Here is a 25,981-nt window from a genome sequence, read left to right on the forward strand (position 1 = left end):
CACAGTCCTTTAATACAATATAGTAGTTACCTTTCAGTACCTATAGCACCTAATGGTTCTAAAAGAACAAAAAAGTGCGTTATTCCTCTATTTTACATCGTACTGCATAATTAAAATATTATCATAGGAGAGTGTAATAAACATAGAATGGAAGGTGACAAATCGTGAAAGTATTGACCGTTGTATCACACCCAAGGGTGGATTCCTTAACCTTTTCTGTTGCTCATAAATTCACGCAAGGTCTCATAGATGGAGGTCACGAAACGGAAGTACTGGATCTGCATCGCAGCGGATTTAATCCCGTACTTGGAGAAGCAGATGAGCCAGATTGGTCGTCTGATCATAAGGTGTATTCGCCTGAAGTAGAAACAGAAATGGAACGTATGAAGAACCATGATGCTCTCGCATACATCTTCCCAGTTTGGTGGTATAGTTTACCGGCTATGCTCAAAGGATATATTGATCGGGTCTGGAACAATGGTTTTGCATACGGTTCAAATAAACTCCATCATAAACAAGTACTCTGGCTTGGTCTAGCAGCAGATTCGAAGGAAGGAATGGAGAAGAGACAATACGAGAAAATGATGAACCAGCAACTGAACATCGCAATAGCTGGTTACTGTGGAATTTTAAATAGCAGGGTTGAAATTCTATATAATACCTTGGATTCTAACTCGGAAACCCAAGAGAGACTGCTTACGCAAGCTTATCATTTAGGACTGAATTATGACAAAGCAAGAACGAGCCCGCTCTAATCCCTTTGGAATGTCCAATTCTTGAACCCACCCACCGAGAGTGTCACCCTGTGACTGCGTAAAGGAAAAAATCCGCAATCCCATATCGGATTGCGGATTTTCTACGGTTATGGAGCCTAGGGGGATCGAACCCCTGACCTCATCGCTGCCAGCGATGCGCTCTCCCAGCTGAGCTAAGGCCCCGCCAAATTAAATACATACAAGACACATATGAAATCATTCATCTTGTACACAAAAAGTAGTGTAACATAACTCGGTATATTTAGGCAATATGTCACCCTACTTTTTATTTTCATCGTTATCAACTCTCTCTTACATCCCAAGCAGGATTCCAGACCACTTCCCACAAGTGACCATCCGGATCCATGAAGTGCCCGGAATAGCCTCCCCAGAACGTTTCATGTGCAGGATCACAGATCGTGGCCCCGGCTTGACGTGCCTGCTCCATTATAGAATCCACCTCATCCTTGCTGCCCACATTATGTCCAATCGTCATTTCAGTCGAGCTAGGAGGAGCTAGCGGCACTTTAGCTTCATAAGAAAGGTCCCTTCGATCCCAAATTGCCAGCTTCATCCCACCTTGCAATTCAAAAAAGGCAACCGCTCCGTGTTCAAATTCCTTGCCTATGATCCCCTCAGTGGGAAATCCGAGTCCGTCCCTATAAAATTCAAGCGATCTCTCCAGATCATTCACTCCAAGCGTTAGTACGGTTATATAAGGTTTCATAACGAATGCTCTCCTCTACAGTATACATTGCCTTTTTTACTTCTTCCTAAAGTACCCAAACTCCTTGTTGATAAGAATGCTGAAGTGTTCACATATATACGAATGAATTCTCAACTGAAACTCTAGGCACCAACCTATGCTAAGCTGAATAACTTAACTCGTGGATTATAATATCGAAGTGGAGGAATGAATAGCAATGGCAGTGTCTTACATGGATTTTACTTCCCCGGATGTGCAATTTTTTGATGATGTCAATAAAAACCGGTTCTTTACCAAAGACAGTGGTAACTACATTAATGTTCTTGGCCGAACACAACTGAATACACTGGGTAATGCCTCTCTGCTGGATATTACGCTCACTAGAGGAAATGTCGTTGAGCCTCACGTTCATCAGAATGCTTCCGAACTCGTCTATGTTGTTTCGGGAGAAGCGATTGTATCTTTTGTTAATCCTTTTACCAAAGAAGTTCTTAACTTTACGGCTAAACCTGGACAATCGGTATTAGTGCCTCAAGGATGGATTCACTGGGAAGTCGCATCACAGGACAATACAAAAATCATTGCCATTTTTGATGCGCCGGAACCGCTATTTATTGGAATATCTGATTTCCTGCGCCTAGCGCCAACGAACACGATTGCCCATACTTATTGTCTGGATGAAGCCATGCTGAAACAAACTTTGGCTCCCATCAAGGATACGACCGTCATTGGCCCTCCTGCAGACTGCAACAAGTACCATCAGCCGCAAACGGGAGTTCAGGGTACTTCCTACAACAACCACATGATGGCTCCGCAAGGATATCAAGGTCATATGATGCAAGGTCCTCAAAGTATGCAAGGCGCTAACGTTTATCAAGGCCATATGAAAAAGGAAGGCTATTCCCGCCAAGTCATCGGCAATGGACAACGTCAAAATTATTAAGAAGTAATTTGATAAATACGTTGTATAAGACTTACATCAATCCCTTTAAAATAAAAGCCTTCGGAGCTCATAATAATGAGTCTGAAGGCTTTTATTTTAGTTGCTTGAATTGTTGCTTATTTTTCACCTGATTCATTATCATAGCTTTACGATCTAGTCTTCGTTTACACCCTTAGACAACAGCGTCTTTAATTCCTTCATAAACATATTGATGTCTTTAAATTGTCTATAGACCGAAGCAAAACGGACGTAAGCAACCTCATCCACAGGATATAGCTGCTCCATGACGAGCTCCCCGATCTCCCGACTCTCCACTTCGGCAACCGCTGTATTACGTAGAGACTTCTCTACTTCTGACACAATCGAATCAAGCTGCTCCACGGAAACAGGTCTCTTCTCACAGGCACGAATCAATCCTCGCAGCAATTTCTCTCTGCTGAATTCCTCTCTGCTTCCATCCTTCTTGATTACGATCAAAGGTGTCTCTTCAATCGTTTCAAAGGTTGTAAATCTTCGATTACACTTCTCGCATTCTCTGCGCCGGCGTATGGATTTGTTCTCATTGGCTGGGCGAGAATCAAGCACCTTGGTACCGCTATATGTACAGTACGGACACTTCAAGCTCACTCACCTCCTTAATTGTATATAGTTACCAATCATTTTTTAAAATAAAATGTTATGAAAATTCGAGTTGCGAGACATAATACTTTTACCAACCCGCAAGGAGGTGAAAGCAATGGCACAAGGTAATAACTCCAACAACCTGGTAGTATCTAAAGCACACGGAGCTCTCGAACAAATGAAGTACGAGGTTGCTCAAGAGCTTGGAATCAGCATCCCACAAGATGGTTACCAAGGTAACATGACATCTTATGAGAACGGTTCTATCGGTGGTTACATCACTAAACGTCTTGTAACAATCGGTGAACAACAACTAGCTGGACAATTTCACTAATTAGATTTCATTAGAAGTATTGGGCGCGGCTTAATCAGATTAAGCCTGTCCAATGCTTCTTTTGCTATTCACAATGGAATTTAAAATTCCTTATAAATGTCCTTATACTGATTATAATAATAAACGACCCGCTGAACATAGTGTCTCGTCTCACCGATCGGAATTTCCCCAATGGTGTCCAGATGACCGTCCCATTTGCCTTCCTTGATCCAGCTTCCTACATTCCCTTGGCCCGCATTGTATGCAGCAATCGCTGCGATGGGATTGCCTTCGAAATGGTCTGACAGATAATCAAGATACCAGGTTCCCATCTGGATGTTGGCATCCGGTTCATGCTTCAGCTCATCGAGTGTAACATTGTCCAGCCTTGCTGTTTCCAGAATCCAATTAGCTGTGTCGGGCATGAGCTGCATTAAGCCGATCGCACCTTTTTTGGACTCCCTGCTCAGCTTGTAGTTGGATTCTACTCGAATGATGGAAGCGACCAAAAATGGATCCACCTCATAGTTCGCTGAATGGGTGCGAATTTGTTCTTTATAATGGATAGGATAGAACCATGACATCCAGTTCGTATTTAAAAATAGCAGGAGTACAAAGGCAATAAAAAGGACGAGCAGGCTTCTTTTTTTGCGTAGTAGCTTCATGACAAGCCTTTGTCATGCCAAAACTTGATTATTTGCGCCTTCGTTTCTTCCATCGTTCCGCTGTTGTCGATCACAATATCGGCTCTTCGCTTCTTCTCCTCGATATCCATCTGTGCATTCAATCGGCTCAGAGCATCCGCTTCGCTGATTCCATCCCTTTCCATCAGTCGCTTCAGCTGAATTTCAGCGGGTACATAGACCACCATCACCTGCTCAAATTGCTCTGACAGTCCAGACTCATAGAGTAATGGGATATCGGAAACAACCAGCTTATCAGGCTGTTCCTGCTCAAACATCCGCATACGTTCCTGCATCTCTAGCCGAATGGCAGGATGCGTAATGTCATTGAGTGCCTTTAATTCGGCAGAATTCCCAAATACGATTTCTCCCAGTTTTTTTCGATGCAGCGTTCCATCCTCATTCAGAACAGCTTGTCCAAATCTTTCAATCACAGCAGCGAGCACGGGGTGCCCGGGAAGCATCACTTCCCGGGCAATTTGATCGGCATCAATAAGAATGGCTCCGAGGCTCACAAGATACCTGGAAACACTGCTCTTACCCGTAGCAATCCCGCCTGTAAGTCCTATATTCATGTGTTTCACCTCAAATCAGCTTCAATAGACCCATAATAATCAACATCACGGCCGGGAGAGCAGTGAATGAACGAATCCAGCTTGCACTTGCAAACCGAAAGCCTGCTCTTAACCCTAACACAAGAAATGTACCACTGAAAAGTGCGATCATCACAGATGTCAGCAGGGGCGGCAGTCCAAGCAAGGCTGCTCCAAGCCCTGCTCCAAATGCATCTAGTGACAGGGCAATACCTAACCACATCGCTTCATATCCCGAAATACTGCCAGAGTCGTCCATATCTGCAGCTGAAGGTTTCTTTAAGATTTGAATGACGATGCCCCACTTCTGGATTTCCAGTAAAAACACCGTCTTCTTCGATTCCTTCATTATATGCTGCTCGTCTTCATCCCATTCTTGCTCCTCTGTAACAGGCGCGCCGTTTACAGTCTCCTCCTGCCCTGGCTGCGCTGATGCCCTCAGTGATTGAATAAGCGACCACGCACCCATGCCTATAAGAATAATAGCCCCTATATATGAAGCAACATCAGGAGATACGAGGTGCGACAGCAGCACACCGAGCTGCATCGACAGTCCAATCACAAGACCCGAGCATACCGATATAATGACGATGGACAGCCAAGGTATTTTCATTTTTCGAAGACCATATGTAATACCTATACCAAATCCATCAAGGCTTAATGCAAAGGCGAGCATTAGCAGAGTTAATAAATGAGGCACCCTCCATTCCTCCCGTCCGGCTCAAGTTACATCTACCCTTCTTTCTAATTTAAAGGTAGCGAATGTTTGCCTTAACTGCGTTGCCCTAGCAGTATATGGGAACCTGGTCTAAAGGGTGCCTATTCATGCATTTGCTCTCTATGACTTGCTAAACAAGAACCTGACACTTAGGACAGGTATGAGTACCGCGTCCTCCGACGACACTCTTGACAATGATCGTACCGCACTCCGTACAAGGCTCGTCTTTTCTTCCATAGATCTTAAGCTGATGCTGGAACATCCCCATTTCACCCTGTCCGTTAACATAGGACTTGATGGATGAGCCTCCGGCTTGCACCGCTTCAAGAAGTGTATCAATAATGGACTGATGCAACAAAGCGAGCTGCTCTTCACGAAGGGTATTTGCTGGCTGCTCAGGATGTATTCCTGCCCTGAACAATGCCTCATCTACATAGATATTTCCAATTCCGACCACATACTCCTGGTTAAGCAGCGCAATCTTGATCTTCGTCGTTCTTGCTCCGATGACCTTGATAAAAGACTCAAGTGTAAAAGCCTCATCAAGCGGCTCCAGACCAAGCTTCATAAGTGGTTTATTCGCCAAGTCCTCGCCGATCTTGAACAGATGCATGGTGCCAAACTGTCTTACATCCTTGTAACGCAGCTCTGTCCCATCTGAGAAGTGGAACACAACATGGGTATGCTTCTCAAGCGGATCACCCTCTTGATACAATCCATAACGGCCCTCCATTCGCAAATGAGAAACAAGCACGAGGCCGTCAAGCATAATACGCAAGAATTTGCCTCTGCGCTCTACCCCTTGAATCGTGTGGCCTGCAAGTTCCATGGCAAAAGCTTCAATGTCATCCGGCCGCTGAATAATACGCGGCAGATGTACGGTAACGCGATCTATATACTTTCCGACAATGAGTGTATTTAATGTTCTTCTGACGGTTTCTACTTCCGGAAGTTCCGGCATGATGTCTTCACCTCACGTACCATTATACCGGAAGTTTGTACAGACTTGTAACCTAAAATTAGATTACTTCGCCTCGTACCAGTTTCTTCCGTAGCTAACCTCTGCCTTGAGCGGAACCGACAGCTGGAGCGCTTGCTCCATCACTTCCGGAACGAGCTTCTTCATCGTTTCCAGTTCCTCTTCTGGGACTTCAAATACAAGTTCGTCATGCACCTGAAGCAGCATCCGGCTCTGCAGTCCCTGCTTGGCAAGAGCAGCATCCATCTGAACCATGGCAAGCTTGATGATATCTGCAGCTGTACCCTGAATTGGTGTATTCATTGCAGTCCGTTCTGCAAAGGAGCGCAGGTTAAAGTTGCTTGCGTTGATCTCAGGCAGATACCGGCGTCGACCCATCAGAGTCGTTACGTAGCCGTCTTTTCTTGCTTCTTTTACAATATCATCCATGAACCTGCGAACGCCCTGGAATACGGCAAAATATTGCTCAATAAATTGTGCAGCTTCTTTAGGTGTAATTTTCAGATTTTGTGACAAGCCGTAATCACTGATTCCGTACACGATACCAAAATTGACGGCTTTGGCAGAACGTCTCATATTACTGTCTACGGCATCCTTGTCCACTCCGAATACATCCATAGCCGTCTTCGTATGAATATCCATGTCATGCACAAAAGCTTCCTTGAGCCGCTCATCGTCCGAGATATGAGCCAGAACCCGCAGTTCAATCTGCGAGTAATCGGCAGCAAGAATGTACCAGTTCTCCTCCGAAGGTGCAAATACTTTACGAATCTTCCGTCCTTCTTCAAGACGAATCGGAATGTTCTGCAGATTCGGATATTGACTGCTCAGCCTTCCTGTAGCCGCGATGGTCTGACGATAATAAGTATGAACTTTGCTGGTCTCCGGAGAAATTTCTTTGAGAAGTCCCTCAATATATGTGGATTGCAGCTTGGCAATCGTACGGTATTCCAATATATATTGCACAATATCGTGATAGGGAGCCAGCTTCTCCAGCACGTCTGCCCCCGTCGAGTAACCGGTCTTCGTCTTCTTGATCACAGGCAGCCCAAGCTTATCAAATAGAATCTCGCCCAATTGCTTCGGAGAGTTCAGATTAAATTCCGTACCTGCGATTTCATAGATCTTCTCCACCAAGCCGCGGATCGTCTTCTCAAACTCTGCGCCCAGTTTCTTTAGATCGTTGATACTCGCCTTGATTCCCTGCTTCTCCATGTCAGCCAGTATTCTGGATAGCGGCATTTCCAAATCGTAGAACAGCTCATGCATGCCTGTCTCCTCCAGATCCTTCTGTTGAAGCGGGATGATCCCCAGCAGTGAGGCTGTCTTGCGGGACAAGTGATCGGCCAGGACCTCCATATCAGGCACCTTATACTTCGCTCCCTTACCCAGCACTTCGTCATCGGAAGCAAGCCGCGGCAGTGCATATTTGGCAGCAAGTCCTGTCAGGGTCTGATCGCTGTCGGTCGGATCAAGCAGATATCCTGCCAAGTGAGCATCAAAGGCTGCTCCGGCAAATTCAATGCCGCTCGCATGTAGAGCAAGATCTACCCGGTGCAGATCATATCCATGCTTCGGCTGATTCGTATCAGCAAACCATTCTCTAATTTGAATGCAAGCATCCGATCTCAGTATTTCTGGTGTCAGGAAGTAATAACGCTCCTGTGTGTAGATTACGATTCCAATGATATCTGCATGATGAGGGTTGTCCCCATGGGCTTCTACGTGGACAACCTTCACTTCTTCCAGCGCCGAGACGAGCTCCTGGGCGTTGTCTTCATTTACAATGACAACGTCCAGTTGAACAGCCTCCGGAGCGTCTTCTAAATCGTCATTCACCCGGTTCGCAGTAAAGGATAAGCGTTCCAGCAGGGATTTAAATTCGAGCTTACCCAGAGCAGGGGCTGCTGATTCTTCCTTCAATCCATCGAATGCCATGTCATCCCAGGATTGATCCAGCGGAACCTCGCGATAGATTGTAGCCAGCTTCTTGCTGAGCCTAGCATCGTCCGCATGGGTTTCAATCTTCTCCTTCATTTTCCCTTTCAGCTCACTGGTATGTTCAAGAACAGCCTCAACCGAACCGAATTGATGCAGGAGCTTCAGCGCAGTCTTCTCTCCAACGCCTGGAATACCAGGAATATTATCTGAGGCATCGCCCATCAGACCTTTCAGATCAATAATTTGCAGCGGAGTAAGTCCATACTTCTCTTCAATCTCTTTCGGACCATAGGCTTCGATCTCAGAAACGCCTTTTCGAGTCAGAGCAATATTGACATGCTCAGAAGCAAGCTGAAGCATATCCTTGTCTCCAGTAACGACCAGCACTTCCCGTCCTGCCTCATCTGCGCGTTTGGTCAAGGTACCGATAATATCATCCGCCTCATATCCTTCGAGTTCAAATTGAGCAATGCCAAAAGCCTTCAGCAAGTCCTTCAGCACAGGGAATTGTTCGGACAGCTCAGGGGGCGTCTTCTGTCGACCGCCTTTATACTCCTCGTACCCTTCATGACGGAACGTCACCTTGCCTGCATCAAAAGCAACCATCATATGAGTCGGCTTATGCTCCTCCAGCAGTCTTAGCAGCATCGTCGTGAATCCGTACACTGCATTCGTATGTAGACCGCTCGAATTCGTCAGCGGCGGCATTGCAAAAAACGCCCGATAAATAATGCTGTTACCATCTATTAAAATAAACTTCTCCATTAGACACCTCACACTGTGTTTTTGCTGTTTATATGATAACACAAGGGAACTGCTGTTCCAAAAAAAACAAGCAACCAGATTACGCAATAACGTCTCTGATTACTTGTTTTTTTGTGAAAACCCGTTTATTCAATAGATACAGGTGTCAGAATTCCTTTTCCAGCGCTGCTGATCATGGCAGCCTCCGTCACTTTTGCAATGTAAAGCCCACTCTCAGCGGGTGCAGAAGCGATCTCTCTTCTTCCAAGCAGCAGTTCAACGAAATCATGATTAGGATTACTAGATTCCGGCCATCGCTCTGGAGGTACCTCCCGAACATCCGGTTCGCCGTCTAAAGCTTCATAGAGCCTGCCATTCCGAAACAGCAGTGAACCTTGATCTCCATGTATGGATAAGTCCTCCTGCCACTTGATGCTCGCGCTTCCTACTACATGAAACGAGCCAATGGCTCCTCCCTCAAACTGAATGGTGACTGCTGAATCAATGTCGACTTCGGTTTGCCTGGTGTCGATCACCGCTGAGACCTGCAGAGGCCGCAATCCGGTAATCCACAATACAGCATCAAGCAAGTGACTGCCGGAATCGTTCAGCTGACCACCGCAGGATAAAGCCAGGCTCTGCCGCCAGGTGCCTCTCTGATCTACCAGCCAGCTCTGGGCCTGATATGCACTCACAAATTGAATGCGGCCCAATTTTCCTTCCGACACGGATTGCTTCATATACATATAAGGACCTAATAAATGGCGTTGATATGCTACGGCAAGATGCCTGCCGCTGGCTGCCGCATGGGAAATAATCGCCTCTGCATTCGCGGCGCCATCTACAAAAGGCTTTTCCATGAGTACATGTAGTCCTGCCGTAAGGCATTCCATTCCCTGCTCATAATGCATTCGATGGGGAGATACGATGACGGCCGCATCCAGCTTCTCCTTTGCAAGTGCATCTTTATAGTCGGTATAAACACCTGCCTTCTCTAATTCGGGAAAATCAGCCTTAGCACCATCTAGTGCAGCCGTACTGGGATCTGCGAGCGCCGCAATTTCTGCTTCGGGAAGCTGTAGTATTCGGCGTATATGCTCTCTTCCCATTCCCCCGACTCCGATCATTAAAAAACGAATTTTGTCCATTCGCTATATTCCCCCTATCCCTTAATTCCACTGAAGGTAATCCCTTGTATAAATGTTTTCTGCAAGAAGAAGAACAAGATAATAATCGGTGCTGTCATAATGGTCGATACCGCCATCATAAGTCCCCATTCCGTCCCTTTCTGACTTTGGAACTGCTGCAATCCGAGCGATAAAGTATATGACTCCGGATTGGTCAGATACAGCAGCGGTCCCATGAAATCCGTCCAGCTCGCCATGAACTGGAACAAGCCGACTGCCAGCACAGCGGATTTGGCCAAAGGCAGCATAATCTGCCAGTAAATCCGAAAATCCCCTGCCCCATCGATTCTCGCAGCATCCTTCAGCTCGTTAGGTAATCCCATAAAAAATTGCCGCAGCAAAAAGATATAGAATGGAACTCCGAAAAAAGCAGGCACAATTAACGGAAGCAGCGTACCAATCCAGTTCAGCTTATCGAACAAGAGAAACAGCGGAATCATCGTAACCTGACCAGGAATCATCATCACGGCTATGGTGATGAGAAATAAAGTCTTGCTGCCCCTCCACTGCAGCTTGGCGAAGCTGTAAGCAACCAGCGGCGAAGTTAAGACTACGCCCAGCGTACTGAAGCCGGTAATAATCAATGTGTTTTTCAAATAGGTAAAGAAGGGAATGTAGGTCATGGCATCCACATAATTGCTCCACATGAAGGGCTTCGGAATCCATTCCGGCGGGAAAGTGAACACCTGTTCCAGCGGCTTCAGTGAAGTAGACACCATCCAGATAAACGGGGCCAGAAAGAATACAGCTGCAATAAGCAGAAAGAGATGGGCGCTGATTCGTTTTACATTACGTACTGTTTTGGCTGTCATATCCATCCCCCTATTCGCCTTGATAGTGAACCCATTTTTTGGATGAACCAAAGATTATGGCTGTAAGCACCATCACAATAATAAACAAGATCCAGGCCATCGCTGATGCATATCCCATCTTGAAGAACTTGAATCCATTATCATACAGGTACATTACATAAAATTTCATGGAATCAGCTGGCGTTCCCTGACCATTCGTTAGTGTGTAGGGCAGCGTAAACTGCTGAAACGCATTGATTACACCCATGACCAGATTATAGAAAATAACGGGGGTGAGGAGTGGCAGCGTCACACTCTTCACCTTGCTGAACCAGCCGGCTCCATCAATCTCAGCAGCCTCATAATAGTCACTTGAAATATCATTCAGGCCTGCCAGATAGATCACAACGGATTGACCGATCCCCCACAGAGACATCAGGATCAGCGACGGTTTGGACCAGGTCTCCGATCCGAGCCATGCCGGGCCTTGTATCCCCATCCCGTCCAGAATACCGTTGACAAGACCAAATCCAGGATTAAGCAGCCACATCCAGAGTACAGCCATCGCGACAGCCGGAACCAGTGTTGGCAGGAAGAAGATCGTGCGGTAAACTGCCATTCCTCTAATCTTCATATTGAGCAGCATGGCTAAGGCCACACCAAAGAATATACTGAGCGGAACAAAAAATACGACAAAGTAAATGGTATTGTTGATGGATGTCCAGAACACAGAGTCCTTCATGAGAGATGCATAATTTTGGAAGCCTACAAATTCACCAGGCTGCAGGATGCTGTATGTGGTTAAGCTGAAATATAGAGATGAGACCAGTGGTGCCCCAAAGAACACGAGAAGTCCGATGACCCACGGTGAAGCGAACAGCCAGCCATATATATTGTCTCTATGGAGCCTGCGGCCCTTTTGTCTCATATTCACATGCTCTGTGCGGATCGGTTCCGATTTAATCAAGATTTACGCCTCCTGTTCAACTAGAGTGAAGTGAGGAATGATAGGTGTGCAGCAGCGTACGAACCTAAATTATTCATTCAATGCTTTGGATACATTATCGGTAACCTTCTTCAACAGTTCTTCTGGCGTTCCTTTGCCGCGTGTTGCCAGATCGACTGCGGATGCCAGCTCGTTCCAATACAGAGAGCCTTGTGTCATAACCGGACGGGCATGCGAGACGGGAAGCACATCAATAAATTCCTTGAAGATCGGATCCTCCTTATACCCAAGCTGTTCATTCACTTTATCCTTGATTGAAAAATCTCCACTGATTCTGCTGAAAATTTCTTGACCCTTCTCACCGGATAAAAATTTCATGAATTCCCACGCTGCATCCTGATTTTTCGAGCCCTTCGGCATGACGGTTGCCCATCCTCCGGACCAGGTCGTGTGATTCTCACCTGTAGGGGTTGGCATCGGAAACACACCATATTTCAAATCAGGGTTGAACTTCTTGGCCTGAGATACAGTCCATGGCCCTGATACTTGCATGCTCAATTGCCCGGTGAAGAAAGGGTCCATCGTTGAGGTCCCCTGAGAGCTTGTAAAAGAGGCGATATCTTCAATGTTATATTTCTTAGCGTAATCCACCATCCAGGTAAGGGCTTCAATATTCTTCGGATGGTCTGCAGTTACATTCCCGTTCTCATCAAGGAATTCGCCCCCAAATGCCCATCCCCAGCCATAGAACCATCCCTGCCCGTACCAAGGGATAAAGCCAATCTGCTTAAACCGGTTGCCTTCTTTGATCGTCAGCTTCTCAGCTACCGCCTCCAGTTCCTCGATGGTCTTCGGCGTCACTTCAGGATCTAGCCCCGCTTGTTCAAAATGCTCCTTGTTATAGAACACAAGTCGTGCATCGGTCGACGTCGGCATCGCATAGAGCTTGCCATCAAAGCTTGCTTCTTCCCACGCAAAAGGGTAGAAGCCATCCTCGGTAATCTGATCCCTTGCTGCAAATTCGGTTAAATCCGTCAGTGAGCCTTGGTTCGCCCAAGTAGCGACTTCAAATCGGTCAAAGTAAGCTACATCTGGAGCATTTCCACCGGCGACCGCAGCAAGCAGCTTCTCATTCTTCCCTTCACCCTGCTGGGCGATATAGACAGAATTCACCTTGATGTCCGTATGCTCCGCTTCAAACGCCTTGATCACTTCTGCTATGGCGTCCCCCGTCAACTCTGTCATCGAATGCCAAAAAGTAATTGTTGTCTTTCCTTCTTGATCTGCTGATCCCCCGTCTGCATCCCCACCTGCACATCCTGACAATACTGTGCTGAATAACAGAACAAGCAAGCTCAAGCTCCTCTTTATAGCCATTCTTCTGACACCGCCTTTACCATATTTGGTTCAGATAACTGTAAGCGCTTACTACCATTCATAAAAAATAAGACCAGTTAAGTTAGTATGTAATGTATATATCAACTTAAGTCATCTGTAAACAGTACAATATCAGACCTTGCTCCATTTTGCAATATTAAGAATAAATATATTTTTATTCCAAAATGGAGCAAAGCAAAAAAAAGAAAGAGCGGCTCTTATGTAGAGCGCCCTTCCTTAAATTCAAATCCGAGCAAGGTCAGCTTCGGAACTTCCTTATTCTCAATTTGTGCGAACAGCAATTCGACTGCCGTCCTGCCCATCTTCTCTTCATACTGCCGGATATGCGTAAATCTTGGCCTGTTCAAGTGATCATACGGATCATCCGGGCAATCGAAGCAGACGATCGAGCAATCCTCTGGAACACGTAAGCCCATGGATTCCAGCAGCTTGTAGAGAATAATTGCAATCTCATACTCAGCACATACAAAAGCCGTAATTTGAGGATGCTCCTCAAGCAGCTTTTTCATCAGCCTATACTCTCCTGAATGAGTATCACTCGATTTGCACGAGTAACCGCTCGGAATGTCAGTTATCAAATAATCGGAACACAGCCTTGTCCCGCTGGCCAAGAAGGCTTGCTGGAAACCAGCCAGCCGATCTTCAAGCGTTGAAGTTCGATTAGGATCCGGCGATATAAAAGCGATATGCTTATGTCCTGTCTCCAGTAAGTGAGCAGCGAGCTTATAGGCTGCGGTTTTGTTGTCCGTATGTACTGTACAGGCCTGTATCCCTTTCAAATTTCGATCCACCACTACGACAGGAAATTCATCCAGAATCATCTTGAGCAGCCGCTGATTGTACTCTCTGCTGTCTGCAGGGAATACAATAATGCCGTCCACCTGAAGATCTAATAGAGCATCAATCGCCGCTTCTTCCTCTTCTACAGAGTGATTGCTCCGCTTGATAACGAGGGAACCGCCGAGCTCAGCAATGGTCTTCTCAACCGCATACTGCAGCAATAATCCATAACCATCCGTATAGCTCGGAAAAATCGCTCCAATCAAACGGTCACATTTTGTTGACTCCTTCCCATCTCTGCCTGAAACGTCTTCGTTAGCTAGAGCATCGGAGACGTTGACATACGATCCTTTACCGCGAATTCTTACAATAACTCCTTCTTCAGCGAGCTGGTCCAGTGCTTTTTTGGCTGTAATTCGACTGACCTGATATTGATCTGTTAATTCTTTCTCTGAAGGAACCTGATCGCCAGGCTGCAGTCGGCCGGTATCGATTTCATTTAGAAGAGATGTAATAATTTGTTGATATAAAGGTTGGTTCATACACATTTCCTTCCAAAAATTTATAATATACCAACTATATCAACTTAGGTTTACAGCGTCAATTTTGTTTATTACACGAAAAAGCCCGTCACATGAGTAGTGTGACGGACCTATATTCGATCTCAGGTGTATCCTAAGACTTAGCAACTTTAAAACGATTCGACAATCTTCCGAGAATGATATCCGCAAGAATGGCCAGCAATGCGGCGGGGATAGCCCCTGCCAGGATCTTGATATTGTGACGCTGGTTCAGACCTGCATAAATTTCACGGCCAAGTCCATCTCCACCAATAAGCGGTGCAAGCGTTGCAACACCAATCGCAATGACCGCTGCTACACGTAAACCAGCCATCAGGAATGGCAGGGATAGCGGCATTTCTACCTTCCACAGCAACTGAAGCGGACTCATCCCCATCCCTTTACCCGCATCCTTAATGCCTGCATTGACTTCGGAAAGGCCAACGTAGGTATTACGAACAACCGGGTTTAAGCTGTACAGGAACAACCCGACAACCACGGTTGCATTGCCTAATCCAACAAGCACCATTAGAAGTGCAAGCAGTGCCAAGCTAGGTAGCACCTGAATAATATTCGTGATGAACATGATTACACGTCCCGTTCTCTGATAACGCGCACTTATAATTCCTAGCGGGATCCCAATTACAAGGGCAAGCCCCAGTCCGCAGAGTACCATTACAATGTGCACCCATGTCATATTCCATAGGTAGGATGCATTCTCTGTTAAGTAATATCCAAACTTCTGCAGTGGAGGTGCATCCGGGTTCATTACGGACGCAGGAAGCTTGGATTCATCAAGCAGCCCTTGGTCCACCAAATACATTAGAGCCACATTTTTCGGCTCCATTTTGTTAACATCCACCTGATAATTGAGATCCGTCATTGTGTCGGCATCAATCGTGCCAATCAATAAGGATAGTGTTTCATCGAGCTCAGGGTATTCGGCGAGCAGCTCTTTTTTTACAACAGTCGATGCATCAAAGGGCGGGAAGAATTGCTTGTCGTCCTCAAGTGTAACGAGATTAAACTCCTTCAGACCCGGGTCAGTGGTGTAAGCAAGTACGACATCTACAATCTTATCCGCTACCGCTTGGTATACGAGCGAGATTTCCATAGGTGAAGTCGATGCGAATGTATAGCCATATTCCTTCGTAAAGGCCGGATAACCGTCAGCAGGACGTTCCAGCCAGGTTGTATCCACACCGATACTCATATTCCCTGCGTGCTCTTTGAGATCGGACATTGTACTTAAACCATATTGTTCAGCTACCTCTGGTCTTACAGCCAAGGTATACGTATTTTCGAACCCAAGCGGATCATACCATTTCAAATTATACAATTCGTCAAAGCCTTCTTGTGCCTGTCTCAGCACCGCTGCCCGGTCCTTGGTGTCTTCGATTTCAAAATATCCATTAAATATTTCTCCTGAGTACAGTGTACCCATATCCACTTCGCCCTGGGCGATGGAACGGAGAACAACACTGGAGGCAGCGAGGTCCGTTTTAATATCTACAGTTAGATCGGTTCGATCTTCAATTAACGCCTTATACATTTCGGCAAGTATCTTCGTTTCGGTAAATGTCTGGGTTCCTATGGTGACATCTGCTGCGGCAGCCTTGGTTGGAACGCTTACTGTGAATAACGTAAGAACCAAGACCAGCGTGAACAACGACCGTATCGTTTTGAACCATTTCTGATTTAATGCTCTCATATTTCCGTATCTCCCTCTTTCTTCATGGCTTTGAAGTGTGAACTTCCTGCTGATGAAGCGTTATTACGCATTTGCTCTGGCACTATTCTTTTTCGGGGTGAATGCTTTCTCGACAAGGCTTAACACGAGGTCAGCCAGCAATGCGAAAAGAATGGCCGAAATGGCACCTGCTACGATCAGCTCCGTCTTATTCACGCCTAGACCTGACACAATTAATTGGCCAAGGCCACCGGCTCCAACAAGGCCTGCAAGGGTGGTCCAACTGATAATATAAACGGTCGTAATTCGGATTCCTGACATGATGTATGGAACGGCTAAAGGAAGCTCGATTTGGAACAAGCTTTGAAGTCGGCTATAGCCCATTCCCTTAGATGCGTCCCGGAGTGCTGGATCTACAGACTGTAAACCTGCGTAAGTGTTCCGCAGCAACGGCAGTAAGGAGTATAGAAACAACGCAATGACCGCAGGTGTCATTCCAATGCCGAAGAGCGGAATCATCAGCGCGAGCAGCGCTAGACTCGGTATGGTCTGAAACAGATTTGCCACGCTAAACACAATCGAGTTGACCCATTTGATCTCACTTCTCGAGATCATAATTGCGACCGGAATGGCGACCACGATCCCAAGCAGTGTTGCAATCAGCGCAATGAGTGCATGCTGTCCTGCAGCACTGAGAATATCAGGGTAACGTTCACCTACAAATACAAAGAAATTCGCTATGGCATCAAAGATTTGCATTGGCATCTGCCTCCTCTGTATCCGGAGTATACACATCCGCCAGAAGTCTTACCACACTACCCCTTGTAATAAGACCTAGGAACTGCCCATGTTCATCCACCACAGGGAGATTGGATAAATGATGCTCATTCAGAATCGCCAGCGCGGTCGTAACCGAAGTTCCACGCTGTACCACATGCTCTACAGGAGTCATAATATCCGCAATCTTCTTATCTTCCTCACGATAATGCTTGATTAACTGGTAGATCGTAACTGTACCGAGGAGACGCTTGGATTTGTCGACAATAACGAGGGAGTCAACCTTGCGTCTTTGAAGGATCGTTACCGATTCAGCAATTCCCCGGGTTGGGAAAGCGGTAGCAGGATTATCAATCATGACCTCCTCAACATTCGGGAAGTCACTGTCACTATTTGAGATCATCCGATTCTTACCAATGAAGCTCTCGACAAAAGGACTCGCCGGGTGACGCAAGATTTGGTCCGGTGTCCCGACCTGTTCAATCTGACCATCCTTCATAAGCACGATGGTATCCGCAAGCTTAATCGCCTCGTCCATATCATGCGTTACGAATACAATCGTCTTCTTGACCTCTGTCTGCAGTCGGATGAGTTCATCCTGGAGCTCTTCTCTACTAATCGGGTCCAGAGCGCTGAACGGTTCGTCTAAGAGAATAATGTCCGGGTCTGCGGCAAGGGCACGAATGACCCCAATTCGCTGCTGTTGACCTCCGCTGAGCTCTGAAGGATAACGATTTCCAAACGTCTCAGGACTGAGCCTAACCTGGTTCATCAGTTCATTTACTCGGTTATCGATTTTTTCCTTATCCCATTTCTGCAGACGAGGTACAACACCTACATTTTTCGCTATTGTCATATTTGGAAACAGACCTACACTCTGAATGACATAGCCGATCTTCCGCCTAAGCTCAACCGCATCCATCTTGGAAATATCATCGCCATTGATTAGAATCTGTCCATGTGAAGGTACATTCAATCGGTTAATCATTCGCATCGTCGTCGTTTTCCCACATCCGGACGGTCCGATAAACACCGTTATTTCGCCTCGCTTAATCTCAAGGTTTATTCCCTTTAATGCCTCGAAACCATCATCGTACACTTTCTTAACACCTTTGAATTCAATCACAAATACGTTCCCCCTATTTAGAATTACTCACCTTATTCATTGTCACGCAAATAACAAAAAGAGCCGTTGTATAACGGGCTCAGGTTTTAACCGCTATATCCATTTGCTTGGTGAGTTGCTTAAGCGACAAAGTATTATTACCCAATTTTGAGCATAAAAAAACAGATTTATCCGAAAAAGTTGAAAAAACTTTTTTTTCGGTATAAATCTGTTTTCTCTGTTCCTTATTGATTCAGGTCTGGACGCTTGCCGGTAACCAAATATACGGTGCTTTCGCCGATATTCGTTGCATGATCACCAATTCGCTCGATATATCTTCCTACAAGCATCAGCAGCATCACTTGGGAAGCATCTTGAGGATGATCAGCCATATAGCTGTACAGATCGGTAATAATCCGACTGTACAATTGATCTACGCCATCATCTCTTTTAGCCATTTGATAAGCCAAATCTGAATTCTCTTCAAGATAAGATTGAATGGATTCGTCGATCATCACTTTCACGATATCTGCCATTTGAGGGATATCAATCAGCGGTTTAATTAGCTCCTGACCTTCTAGACGTAAAGTCACTTTTGCAACGTCCAGTGCCAGGTCACCCATTCTTTCAAGATCACTTGAAATTTTAAAGGCAACGATAATTCTGCGAAGGTCCTTCGCTACAGGCTGCTGAGTAATAATCAATTTAGTACCGATATCCATGATGCGTTCTTCCATGGCGTTCAGTTTAACGTCTTCACTTACTACCTTTTGTGCCAGCCCTTGATCCGAGGTTTTCAAGCTTGTTATAGAATCAACTAATGCCTTATTTACGTGCTCTGCCATTTGAAGCAGCAAATCACGGAGTTCATTCAATTCACGATCAAAACTTTTTCTACGAATCATACTGCAGTTCCTCCCTTGGATGAGTCAAGCTAAGCTGGTACAAATATTACTTAACCAAAACGCCCTGATACGTAATCTTCTGTTCTAGAATCCTGCGGGTTAGAGAAGATTTCATTCGTATCTTGCGCTTCAATCACTTCCCCATTGAGGAAAAATACAGTTTTGCCCGATACGCGTGCCGCCTGGTGCATATTGTGCGTTACCATCACGATGGTGTATTTCTCTTGGAGCTCCTGCACCAGCTCTTCAATCTTGAGTGTCGAGATAGGATCAAGCGCGGAAGTCGCTTCATCCATCAAGAGCACTTCCGGCTGAACCGCAAGTGCTCTCGCAATACAGAGACGCTGCTGCTGGCCACCGGATAGAGAGAGGGCCGATCTCTTGAGATAATCCTTCACTTCATCCCATAAGGCTGCTTGTCTCAAGCTCTGTTCTACAAGCTCATCAAGGACCTTCTTGTCTGTCGTCCCATGAAGTCGAGGGCCATAAGCGATGTTGTCATAAATCGATTTAGGAAATGGATTGGGCTGCTGAAATACCATCCCTACCTGTTTACGAAGGTTCTCTACAGGCAGATCCTCACCATATATATTTTGGCCATCGAGCTCAACGATTCCTTCAATACGGGTTCCTGTAATCATATCGTTCATACGATTTAACGTACGCAGAAGCGTTGATTTACCACATCCCGATGGACCAATGAAAGCCGTAACGGTGTTTTTTGGAATATCCAAATTTACATTTTTTAAAGCATGAAAGGATTCGTAGTACAAGTTTAAATTCTTTATATCAATCATGGTAGTGTTCATCCGTATGCTATCTCCTTTACTGCCTAACAAAATAAGAAATACAAATAATCATTAATCTATATAGTCGTCAGAAACTGCTTCATTGTATCAAATTATTGTTAAGGCTGTATAAACAATTGTTAACGCTATGTAAAATATAGTCTCACTTACGTCTATCACCTTACTAACTAATCATTCAGCAGCAAGCGATGTGAGCGTTTTGTGGACCATCTCTGTTACATGAGCAGCATCGGATATTGAAGCCAGAATCTCCTCACTCGTACGAGACATTTCCCTCGTCGTAGATTGAACAGAATTATAAGCTTCATTACCAAGAGCAATATCTTCAGAGCTTGAGGCGATTTCAGCTGCGCTTTCTTTTGCAATAAGAGCGGTCAGATGTATTTTGTCTCTGATGAGGTTTAATAATTCAGTGATTTGATCGGCTAGCGTTCCTGTCTGACCCGACAGCTTCCTCACCTCATCTGCAATTACGCGAAAAGATCTGCCATATTCCTTAGCATGAGCCGCCTCAATGGATGCGTTAATCGCCAGCAAATGACTGCTCTCTGCGAGCTCGCGAATGGAAGAAGTAAGATTAGATATATCGCTGACCTTAACCATCTGTTCTTCGGCTTGTGAGCGCTGAGCCTTCGTCTGTTCCAGAACCGAACGATAGGATTCCTGAATGTGCCCAAGGGAAACACTGCCCTTCTCTGTTAGCTGGGTTAATTGTGCAATACCCTCTGTATTTTTCAGTACAGCCTGTCTTACTTTTTGAACGGCCGTATCCACCTCATGCAATTTGGATTGACTGTGCTCGATGACCTCTGTTCGTGACTTTTTTGCAATCTTTTGTATATCTCTTGACATATTCATTAAGTCGCGAACCGTAAGCACACCCACGTAACGCCCTTCTTCATGCATAATGACACAATGATAAAAAGATTCGTCCTCCCGGTCTACTGCCCGATCTACAATCTCTTCGGCAGACAGCCCGGTGCTTAATATTAATGGATGCTCTGCCATAAAGGATACAACGGATCTGTGATCATACAGTTCAGCAGCAAATCGGTTCGCATACTTTTGAAACACGGTATCCCGCATAATCAGTCCTACGATCGAATCATTCTGATCTCCAATGACAACACAAGAGAGCGTTTCATCCTGCTTCATCATCGCAAACAATGACTTACCTGTCATATCTTGCGGTACCATCGGCATTTGGCGGCAATAGGCCACAGCTTCCAGATCTTTTTTCATCGTAACTACCCCTTTAGAATTAGTTCTAAAGGCTCATTTTATATACATGTGATGAAGGATGATCTTGTATTTTGTAAAGGGAATGTAAAATTAAATGTTGTGATTTATTTTATTGATGCACTTTTTTCTTCCCAGCAACAAGCTTGTACCCTACTCCGCGAATCGAATCAATATGCACTGTCTCAGGGTCCAGTTCCAGCTTCTTGCGAAGAGAGCTCACATGGACATCCACCGTACGCTGCCCCCCAATATAATCAAACCCCCATACTGCATTCATCAAATCATCACGAGTAAGGACTACGCCGGGCTTTTTGGCCAGATATAACAGCACCTCAAACTCTTTTGGACGCAAATTAATGGATTGCCCGCTCAGCAGCACTTCATATTTCTCCGGATAGATCTCGAGCTCACCAAGAACAATACGAGAGTCATCTTCCTTCTCGACGGGGCGTGTCTCTTCAACACCAGTAACTCTTCTGAGCACGGCATCTACACGAGCTAATAGCTCGGATACACCAAATGGCTTCGTTATATAATCATCGGCTCCGAGCTTAAGGCCCTGAACGACTTCATTCTCACCGTTCTTGGCCGTCAGAATAATAACGGGTGTCTTCACACCCGAGGATCTTAATTTACTGAGTATCTCTAATCCGTTCATCCCTGGCAGCATTAAATCAAGCAGTATGAGATCAAATTCTTGTGAAGAAGCTCTATTGTAACCAGAGGAACCATGATCCTCCACGGTCACGTCATGGCCCTCTTGGGTAAGATTGTAGGAAAGCAATCTAGCAAGTGTAGGTTCATCTTCTATAACAAGCAATCGTTGTGGCATCGTATATCCCCTGCTTTCTTTATGTTAAATCTGCTCATATCATAGCACTCTTTTGTTATCGTTGTGTAAAAAGAAGTCCTAATGCTTAATCTTCCTCTGATTCTTCGACAGAATCCTGCAGCATAGGCAGAGTTACCGTGAATGTGGTTCCCGCTCCAAGCTCACTCTCGACGGCCAGTTGTCCATGATGCAGCTCCACCAGATGCTTCACAATGGAGAGACCAAGCCCTGTTCCTCCCGAATTCCGGGACCTGCCTTTGTCCACCCGATAAAAACGTTCGAATACGCGAGGCAGATCACTTTTTGGAATACCTATGCCTGTATCACTCACCTGGAAAATGACATTCTCCTCATCCTTGCTGATCTGTGCTGTAATCTTAACCCTGCCGCCATCCAGGGTATAATTGATTCCGTTGCTGACCAGATTCAAGAAGATTTGCTTCAATTTGTCCTCATCTGCTTCGATGAACAATTCTTCTGGCACATCCAGAATCAAGCGAATCTGCTTCTTCTCTGCCACATTACCGAGTGTTCCTGTTATCATTTCAAAAAAAGGCATAAGATGTACAGGTGAGCAGTCTAGTGTCGCTCGCTTTGATTCAATCTTGGACAGATCCAATATGTCACTAATTAATCGATTAAGTCTGTCCCCTTCATCATAGATAATCTGCAGGAAGGATCGCGTTGTTTCTTCATCTCTAACTCCCCCGCTAAGCAGCGTCTCCGCAAAACCCTTAACAGCGGCAACCGGCGTCTTCAGTTCATGAGATACATTCGCTACGAATTCACTGCGCATGTTCTCCAGCCTGCGAATGGCTGTAATATCCTGCAGCAGGAACAGCATTCCCCGATAACTTCCATCATTCTCATACATGGGTACACCGTCGATGCGAACGATAATTTCGTCCGGGCTGTAGATTCGCACTTCGTCATGCACTTTACTTCGCTGCAAAGTGCTTGCCTCAACGATCTTTGTCAGTTCATAGTGACGTTTTAATTCATGATACGGCTTTCCGGTCACACGATCGGGATGAAGCCCCAGCATACGATGACTCTCTCTGTTTAATACCGCTATATTCTGATTCGCATCAATCATCAAAATACCGCCTGCCATGTTGGTCATGACACTTTGCACCAAATCTTCATTGTCTCGAATCAGCTTCAGCTGAGCCTGCAGGCTGTCAGCCATCCCATTAATAGCATTCCCGAGCTGTCCTATCTCATCGTTTCGTGCAAATTTGACTCTGGCATCATAATCAAGATTAGAAATCTGATTTGCTACTTTCGTTATATGCTCAATTGGCTGGGTCAAGCCTCTAGCTACTCTGTAGCAGACAATAGCCGCAAGGATAAAAAGGGCAAGGAGAGTTAACCCCATTAAGTACCAGCCTCTTGCAAGTCCTTCATCAACTGAGTCCAAACTTAGGGAAAGTCGGATGTATCCATCAAAGTGATGGTCGGGAGATGTAACCGGCAGTGCAACATACAGCATTTTTTGTGACAGTGTATCACTCGTCCTGATGGAACGGCCGTAAGGTGAATCATGATTATTCGCAGTTTGTATCTCTTCACGATTAAGATGATTGTCCATCTGGTCAGCAGCATACTCTGAATCTCCAATAACTGTCCCATCTCTCAAGATGAACGTCGTCCGAGAGTCGGTTAAGCGCTCCAGTAACTCGGCCTGCTGCGTATAATATGCGACAACTTCGTCCTTGCCTAGTGAAGTGTCTTTAAAGTCAAATGTAGAATGAAGCAGATTGATCTCTCTTACCATATTTTCTTCTTGAGATTGGATATGAAGGTCTTTAAATACTTGACCCAAAGCCAATCCAGACGATAGTACAGAGAGTCCAATCAGCACCATGATGATCAATGTGAGTCGGAATCGAAAATTTTTCATAAATGCTAGTAATCATCCTTTGTATGAATCAATTGCATATTACCTTCAGTAAGACTAATTGATTCGTATAATAGTAATTAATCATGTGCATACAAAATCCATTGCTATTCATCGTTACGCTTATTTCCCGGGAAACATATGGCAGTAAAAGGAGCCGGCAAATGGTTATCAGCTGGTCTGACAGCATAACGCCTAATAATAAATGTTAGCGGCAGGATGATAAACATGTATTTTTCAAAACCGGAAGTAAAGCGCAGTGCAGTAACCTCATGCTGCAACAGATCCTCTCTGCGTAACTTATGTAAATTCATGTTTAGTTTTAATAGATCATATCATAAATTACTGGCTCATTTTCGTTCTTTATGTAAAATCTAATTGAAATTAAGAATTCAAAAAAAGCTCTGCACAGTTCGTATATACTGTACAGAGCTTTACGTATCTTATTAACCGTTAACCACTTCGCCGCCGTTTACATGGATAACTTGACCTGTCACATAAGAAGAGTCGCTTGTTGCTAGGTAAACATAAGCAGGAGCCAGTTCTTCCGGTTGACCTGGACGCTTCATCGGCTGGGTCGCTCCAAACTCACTTACCTTTTGTTCATCAAAGGTAGCAGGGATCAGCGGGGTCCAGATAGGTCCTGGTGCCACTGCATTCACTCGTATTCCTTTCTCTGCCAAATGCATGGACAAGGAACGTGTGAAGGAAGTGATCGCTCCCTTCGTCGAGGAATAATCGATGAGAGTCGGATTACCGCGATAAGCCGTAACCGAAGTCGTATTGATGATAGAGCTGCCGCCTTTTAGGTGAGGTAATGCAGCTCTGCTCAAGTAGAACATACTGAAGATATTGGTACGGAATGTCTTCTCGAGCTGTTCGTCCGTAATATCCTCAAAATTTTGCAGAGGATGCTGTTCAGCCGCATTATTGACTAATACATTCAGCTGTCCCAATTTCTCTACCGTTTGCTGCACTGCTTGCTGGCAAAAGGCAGGATCACCTACATCCCCGGCGATCAGAATACACTTTCTACCTTCCTGCTCAACCTGGCGCTTCGTTTCCTCTGCATCACCGTGTTCATTCAAATACACGATGGCTACATCGGCACCTTCTTTGGCAAAAGTTACTGCCACAGCGCGGCCAATACCACTGTCACCGCCTGTGATAAGTGCAGTCTTTCCTGTTAGCTTCCCTGCTGCCTTGTATTGTTCCGATTCGAATTCGGGCCTAGGAAACATTTCTGATTCGATTCCCGGCTGCTGATTTTGATGCTGTGGAGGCAAAGTTTGATTCACTTGATTCTGTCCCATCGTTGATTTCTCCTTTCGAACGTCAATTATTCATTTCATTAACAGGTTTAGGATGGCTGTTCCTCTCCTCATTATTCCTAACGACTCGAATACAGCTCAGCTATAATATTTCATCCTACTCACTATGGATTTACCCTCTCTTTCCAGGATCAAACAAATGGGACTCATTAAATCTCAGTTCTCAAATCTATAAAACACAATATAAGCACAAAAAAGACAATGGTCGTCTGCTTCTAAGCAAATAACCATTGTCCCTGTTAATACATGATTATGTATCTTCATTTTACCAAGGATTAACCATAATCCACAGCATGACCAATAGGAGCACAGCCAGAATGATACTAAATGTGCGCAGCTTCCCTTTCTCACTGCTGATGTCTCTCTTCTCCTGAATACCTGCAATACCAAGACGAAGAGATTTCCCCATAATACCTGCAATCGCCAGCATCGCGAGGAAAATAACCACAACAAGAATCATCCAGGAAACGCCATAATCTCCTTGAGACATAATATATCCGCCGGACAGCAATTGAATGATCAGGCCGTATTGAGCGATACGGTTAAATGTTCTTACAGCTGCAATACTGCCCTCTTGTGCAGGTACCGACAATTTGCTGATTGCGGCAACAACAAAAGGAAGCAACAGATAGAAGCCAACCGAAACAGCCCCCAGAATGTGTACAAAATACATGATAGCACCCATATTCGTTGATCTCTCCTTTCTTCGAATTAATAACAATATCCTCATAT

25 protein-coding genes and 1 tRNA gene are annotated in these 25,981 nt (G+C 45.3%); 3 read left to right on the plus strand and 23 right to left on the minus strand.

What is annotated here, in order from left to right; translation table 11 throughout:
• Positions 1 to 164 precede the first annotated feature (164 nt).
• Positions 165 to 755, plus strand: a complete 591-nt coding sequence (locus tag BLW49_RS03875; protein WP_090723264.1) for an NAD(P)H oxidoreductase — start codon at positions 165 to 167, stop codon at positions 753 to 755.
• A 110-nt stretch (positions 756 to 865) separates the two neighbouring features.
• On the opposite strand, the gene BLW49_RS03880 is transcribed toward BLW49_RS03875, so the two are convergent.
• Both BLW49_RS03880 and BLW49_RS03885 read right to left on the minus strand, forming a co-directional pair.
• Positions 866 to 938: transfer RNA gene (locus BLW49_RS03880), tRNA-Ala, on the minus strand.
• A gap of 118 nt (positions 939 to 1,056) precedes the next feature.
• The gene (locus tag BLW49_RS03885; protein ID WP_090723267.1) at positions 1,057 to 1,482 is read right to left on the minus strand and encodes a VOC family protein; all 426 of its coding nucleotides are present in this window, start codon (positions 1,480 to 1,482) and stop codon (positions 1,057 to 1,059) included.
• Positions 1,483 to 1,678: 196 nt separating this feature from the next.
• Between BLW49_RS03885 and BLW49_RS03890 the strand changes: the two genes are divergently transcribed.
• Entirely contained in the window at positions 1,679 to 2,404 is a 726-nt protein-coding gene (locus BLW49_RS03890; RefSeq protein WP_090723268.1) for a cupin domain-containing protein, read from the plus strand.
• A 153-nt stretch (positions 2,405 to 2,557) separates the two neighbouring features.
• Here the strand turns inward: BLW49_RS03890 and nrdR are convergent, their stop codons facing one another.
• On the minus strand, positions 2,558 to 3,025 hold the full coding sequence (nrdR, locus tag BLW49_RS03895; protein WP_047909901.1) for a transcriptional regulator NrdR: 468 nt from the start codon (positions 3,023 to 3,025) through the stop codon (positions 2,558 to 2,560).
• A gap of 115 nt (positions 3,026 to 3,140) precedes the next feature.
• Between nrdR and BLW49_RS03900 the strand changes: the two genes are divergently transcribed.
• Positions 3,141 to 3,359: an alpha/beta-type small acid-soluble spore protein gene (locus BLW49_RS03900; RefSeq protein WP_047909902.1), complete on the plus strand. Its 219-nt coding sequence runs from the start codon at positions 3,141 to 3,143 to the stop codon at positions 3,357 to 3,359.
• 80 nt (positions 3,360 to 3,439) lie between these two features.
• On the opposite strand, the gene BLW49_RS03905 is transcribed toward BLW49_RS03900, so the two are convergent.
• From BLW49_RS03905 to BLW49_RS04000, 20 genes are all read right to left on the minus strand, one after another.
• Positions 3,440 to 4,003: a lytic transglycosylase domain-containing protein gene (locus tag BLW49_RS03905; protein ID WP_076311397.1), complete on the minus strand. Its 564-nt coding sequence runs from the start codon at positions 4,001 to 4,003 to the stop codon at positions 3,440 to 3,442.
• The gene (gene coaE / locus BLW49_RS03910; protein ID WP_090723270.1) at positions 4,000 to 4,596 is read right to left on the minus strand and encodes a dephospho-CoA kinase; all 597 of its coding nucleotides are present in this window, start codon (positions 4,594 to 4,596) and stop codon (positions 4,000 to 4,002) included. Before coaE ends, BLW49_RS03905 begins: the two co-directional genes overlap by 4 nt.
• A 10-nt stretch (positions 4,597 to 4,606) precedes the next feature.
• Complete coding sequence (ytaF, locus tag BLW49_RS03915) at positions 4,607 to 5,290, minus strand: sporulation membrane protein YtaF (RefSeq protein ID WP_076312534.1); 684 nt, start codon at positions 5,288 to 5,290, stop codon at positions 4,607 to 4,609.
• Positions 5,291 to 5,462: 172 nt separating this feature from the next.
• Complete coding sequence (gene mutM / locus BLW49_RS03920; protein WP_090723272.1) at positions 5,463 to 6,293, minus strand: DNA-formamidopyrimidine glycosylase; 831 nt, start codon at positions 6,291 to 6,293, stop codon at positions 5,463 to 5,465.
• Positions 6,294 to 6,356: 63 nt separating this feature from the next.
• A complete protein-coding gene (polA, locus tag BLW49_RS03925) occupies positions 6,357 to 9,017 on the minus strand; it encodes a DNA polymerase I (protein ID WP_090723274.1) in 2,661 nt (886 codons plus the stop codon).
• A 125-nt stretch (positions 9,018 to 9,142) separates the two neighbouring features.
• Positions 9,143 to 10,144, minus strand: a complete 1,002-nt coding sequence (locus BLW49_RS03930; RefSeq protein ID WP_090723275.1) for a Gfo/Idh/MocA family protein — start codon at positions 10,142 to 10,144, stop codon at positions 9,143 to 9,145.
• A 14-nt stretch (positions 10,145 to 10,158) separates the two neighbouring features.
• Complete coding sequence (locus tag BLW49_RS03935) at positions 10,159 to 10,995, minus strand: carbohydrate ABC transporter permease (RefSeq protein WP_076311401.1); 837 nt, start codon at positions 10,993 to 10,995, stop codon at positions 10,159 to 10,161.
• 10 nt (positions 10,996 to 11,005) lie between these two features.
• A complete protein-coding gene (locus tag BLW49_RS03940; RefSeq protein ID WP_256209566.1) occupies positions 11,006 to 11,941 on the minus strand; it encodes a carbohydrate ABC transporter permease in 936 nt (311 codons plus the stop codon).
• 69 nt (positions 11,942 to 12,010) lie between these two features.
• Positions 12,011 to 13,297, minus strand: coding sequence for an ABC transporter substrate-binding protein (locus BLW49_RS03945; protein ID WP_090723277.1), 1,287 nt, complete (start codon positions 13,295 to 13,297; stop codon positions 12,011 to 12,013).
• Positions 13,298 to 13,515: 218 nt separating this feature from the next.
• The gene (locus tag BLW49_RS03950) at positions 13,516 to 14,640 is read right to left on the minus strand and encodes a GntR family transcriptional regulator (protein WP_177178637.1); all 1,125 of its coding nucleotides are present in this window, start codon (positions 14,638 to 14,640) and stop codon (positions 13,516 to 13,518) included.
• 133 nt (positions 14,641 to 14,773) lie between these two features.
• A complete protein-coding gene (locus BLW49_RS29450; RefSeq protein WP_090723281.1) occupies positions 14,774 to 16,369 on the minus strand; it encodes a glycine betaine ABC transporter substrate-binding protein in 1,596 nt (531 codons plus the stop codon).
• Between the two features lie 63 nt (positions 16,370 to 16,432).
• Entirely contained in the window at positions 16,433 to 17,107 is a 675-nt protein-coding gene (locus tag BLW49_RS03960; protein ID WP_076311405.1) for an ABC transporter permease, read from the minus strand.
• Positions 17,094 to 18,251 (minus strand): betaine/proline/choline family ABC transporter ATP-binding protein, encoded by a 1,158-nt coding sequence (locus BLW49_RS03965; protein ID WP_090723283.1) that lies wholly within the window; start codon positions 18,249 to 18,251, stop codon positions 17,094 to 17,096. Before BLW49_RS03965 ends, BLW49_RS03960 begins: the two co-directional genes overlap by 14 nt.
• Positions 18,252 to 18,475: 224 nt before the next feature.
• Positions 18,476 to 19,135, minus strand: coding sequence for a phosphate signaling complex protein PhoU (phoU, locus tag BLW49_RS03970; protein ID WP_076311407.1), 660 nt, complete (start codon positions 19,133 to 19,135; stop codon positions 18,476 to 18,478).
• A 50-nt stretch (positions 19,136 to 19,185) separates the two neighbouring features.
• Complete coding sequence (gene pstB / locus BLW49_RS03975; protein WP_076311408.1) at positions 19,186 to 19,944, minus strand: phosphate ABC transporter ATP-binding protein PstB; 759 nt, start codon at positions 19,942 to 19,944, stop codon at positions 19,186 to 19,188.
• A 171-nt stretch (positions 19,945 to 20,115) separates the two neighbouring features.
• Positions 20,116 to 21,186 (minus strand): methyl-accepting chemotaxis protein, encoded by a 1,071-nt coding sequence (locus BLW49_RS03980; RefSeq protein ID WP_076311409.1) that lies wholly within the window; start codon positions 21,184 to 21,186, stop codon positions 20,116 to 20,118.
• 109 nt (positions 21,187 to 21,295) lie between these two features.
• Positions 21,296 to 22,018, minus strand: a complete 723-nt coding sequence (locus BLW49_RS03985) for a response regulator transcription factor (protein ID WP_076311410.1) — start codon at positions 22,016 to 22,018, stop codon at positions 21,296 to 21,298.
• 85 nt (positions 22,019 to 22,103) lie between these two features.
• A complete protein-coding gene (pnpS, locus tag BLW49_RS03990; protein ID WP_090723284.1) occupies positions 22,104 to 23,921 on the minus strand; it encodes a two-component system histidine kinase PnpS in 1,818 nt (605 codons plus the stop codon).
• Positions 23,922 to 24,364: 443 nt separating this feature from the next.
• Entirely contained in the window at positions 24,365 to 25,231 is an 867-nt protein-coding gene (locus BLW49_RS03995; protein WP_090723286.1) for an SDR family oxidoreductase, read from the minus strand.
• Positions 25,232 to 25,514: 283 nt separating this feature from the next.
• Positions 25,515 to 25,934, minus strand: coding sequence for a hypothetical protein (locus BLW49_RS04000; protein ID WP_076311413.1), 420 nt, complete (start codon positions 25,932 to 25,934; stop codon positions 25,515 to 25,517).
• Between the last annotated feature and the right edge of the window lie 47 nt (positions 25,935 to 25,981).

Source organism: Paenibacillus sp. PDC88 (assembly GCF_900106725.1).
Lineage (GTDB): Bacteria > Bacillota > Bacilli > Paenibacillales > Paenibacillaceae > Paenibacillus > Paenibacillus shunpengii.

Excerpts from the sequence above, each read along its gene's own strand:
- BLW49_RS03885 (WP_090723267.1), bottom strand. The coding sequence starts at position 1,482 with ATGAAACCTTATATAACCGTACTAACGCTTGGAGTGAATGATCTGGAG.
- BLW49_RS03890 (WP_090723268.1), top strand. The coding sequence starts at position 1,679 with ATGGCAGTGTCTTACATGGATTTTACTTCCCCGGATGTGCAATTTTTT.
- BLW49_RS03900 (WP_047909902.1), top strand. The coding sequence starts at position 3,141 with ATGGCACAAGGTAATAACTCCAACAACCTGGTAGTATCTAAAGCACAC.
- BLW49_RS03905 (WP_076311397.1), bottom strand. The coding sequence starts at position 4,003 with ATGAAGCTACTACGCAAAAAAAGAAGCCTGCTCGTCCTTTTTATTGCC.
- coaE (WP_090723270.1), bottom strand. The coding sequence starts at position 4,596 with ATGAATATAGGACTTACAGGCGGGATTGCTACGGGTAAGAGCAGTGTT.
- ytaF (WP_076312534.1), bottom strand. The coding sequence starts at position 5,290 with ATGCTCGCCTTTGCATTAAGCCTTGATGGATTTGGTATAGGTATTACA.
- mutM (WP_090723272.1), bottom strand. The coding sequence starts at position 6,293 with ATGCCGGAACTTCCGGAAGTAGAAACCGTCAGAAGAACATTAAATACA.
- polA (WP_090723274.1), bottom strand. The coding sequence starts at position 9,017 with ATGGAGAAGTTTATTTTAATAGATGGTAACAGCATTATTTATCGGGCG.
- BLW49_RS03930 (WP_090723275.1), bottom strand. The coding sequence starts at position 10,144 with ATGGACAAAATTCGTTTTTTAATGATCGGAGTCGGGGGAATGGGAAGA.
- BLW49_RS03935 (WP_076311401.1), bottom strand. The coding sequence starts at position 10,995 with ATGACAGCCAAAACAGTACGTAATGTAAAACGAATCAGCGCCCATCTC.
- BLW49_RS03945 (WP_090723277.1), bottom strand. The coding sequence starts at position 13,297 with ATGGCTATAAAGAGGAGCTTGAGCTTGCTTGTTCTGTTATTCAGCACA.
- BLW49_RS03950 (WP_177178637.1), bottom strand. The coding sequence starts at position 14,640 with ATGAACCAACCTTTATATCAACAAATTATTACATCTCTTCTAAATGAA.
- BLW49_RS29450 (WP_090723281.1), bottom strand. The coding sequence starts at position 16,369 with ATGAGAGCATTAAATCAGAAATGGTTCAAAACGATACGGTCGTTGTTC.
- BLW49_RS03960 (WP_076311405.1), bottom strand. The coding sequence starts at position 17,107 with ATGCAAATCTTTGATGCCATAGCGAATTTCTTTGTATTTGTAGGTGAA.
- phoU (WP_076311407.1), bottom strand. The coding sequence starts at position 19,135 with ATGATTCGTAGAAAAAGTTTTGATCGTGAATTGAATGAACTCCGTGAT.
- pstB (WP_076311408.1), bottom strand. The coding sequence starts at position 19,944 with ATGAACACTACCATGATTGATATAAAGAATTTAAACTTGTACTACGAA.
- BLW49_RS03980 (WP_076311409.1), bottom strand. The coding sequence starts at position 21,186 with ATGAAAAAAGATCTGGAAGCTGTGGCCTATTGCCGCCAAATGCCGATG.
- BLW49_RS03985 (WP_076311410.1), bottom strand. The coding sequence starts at position 22,018 with ATGCCACAACGATTGCTTGTTATAGAAGATGAACCTACACTTGCTAGA.
- pnpS (WP_090723284.1), bottom strand. The coding sequence starts at position 23,921 with ATGAAAAATTTTCGATTCCGACTCACATTGATCATCATGGTGCTGATT.
- BLW49_RS03995 (WP_090723286.1), bottom strand. The coding sequence starts at position 25,231 with ATGGGACAGAATCAAGTGAATCAAACTTTGCCTCCACAGCATCAAAAT.
- BLW49_RS04000 (WP_076311413.1), bottom strand. The coding sequence starts at position 25,934 with ATGGGTGCTATCATGTATTTTGTACACATTCTGGGGGCTGTTTCGGTT.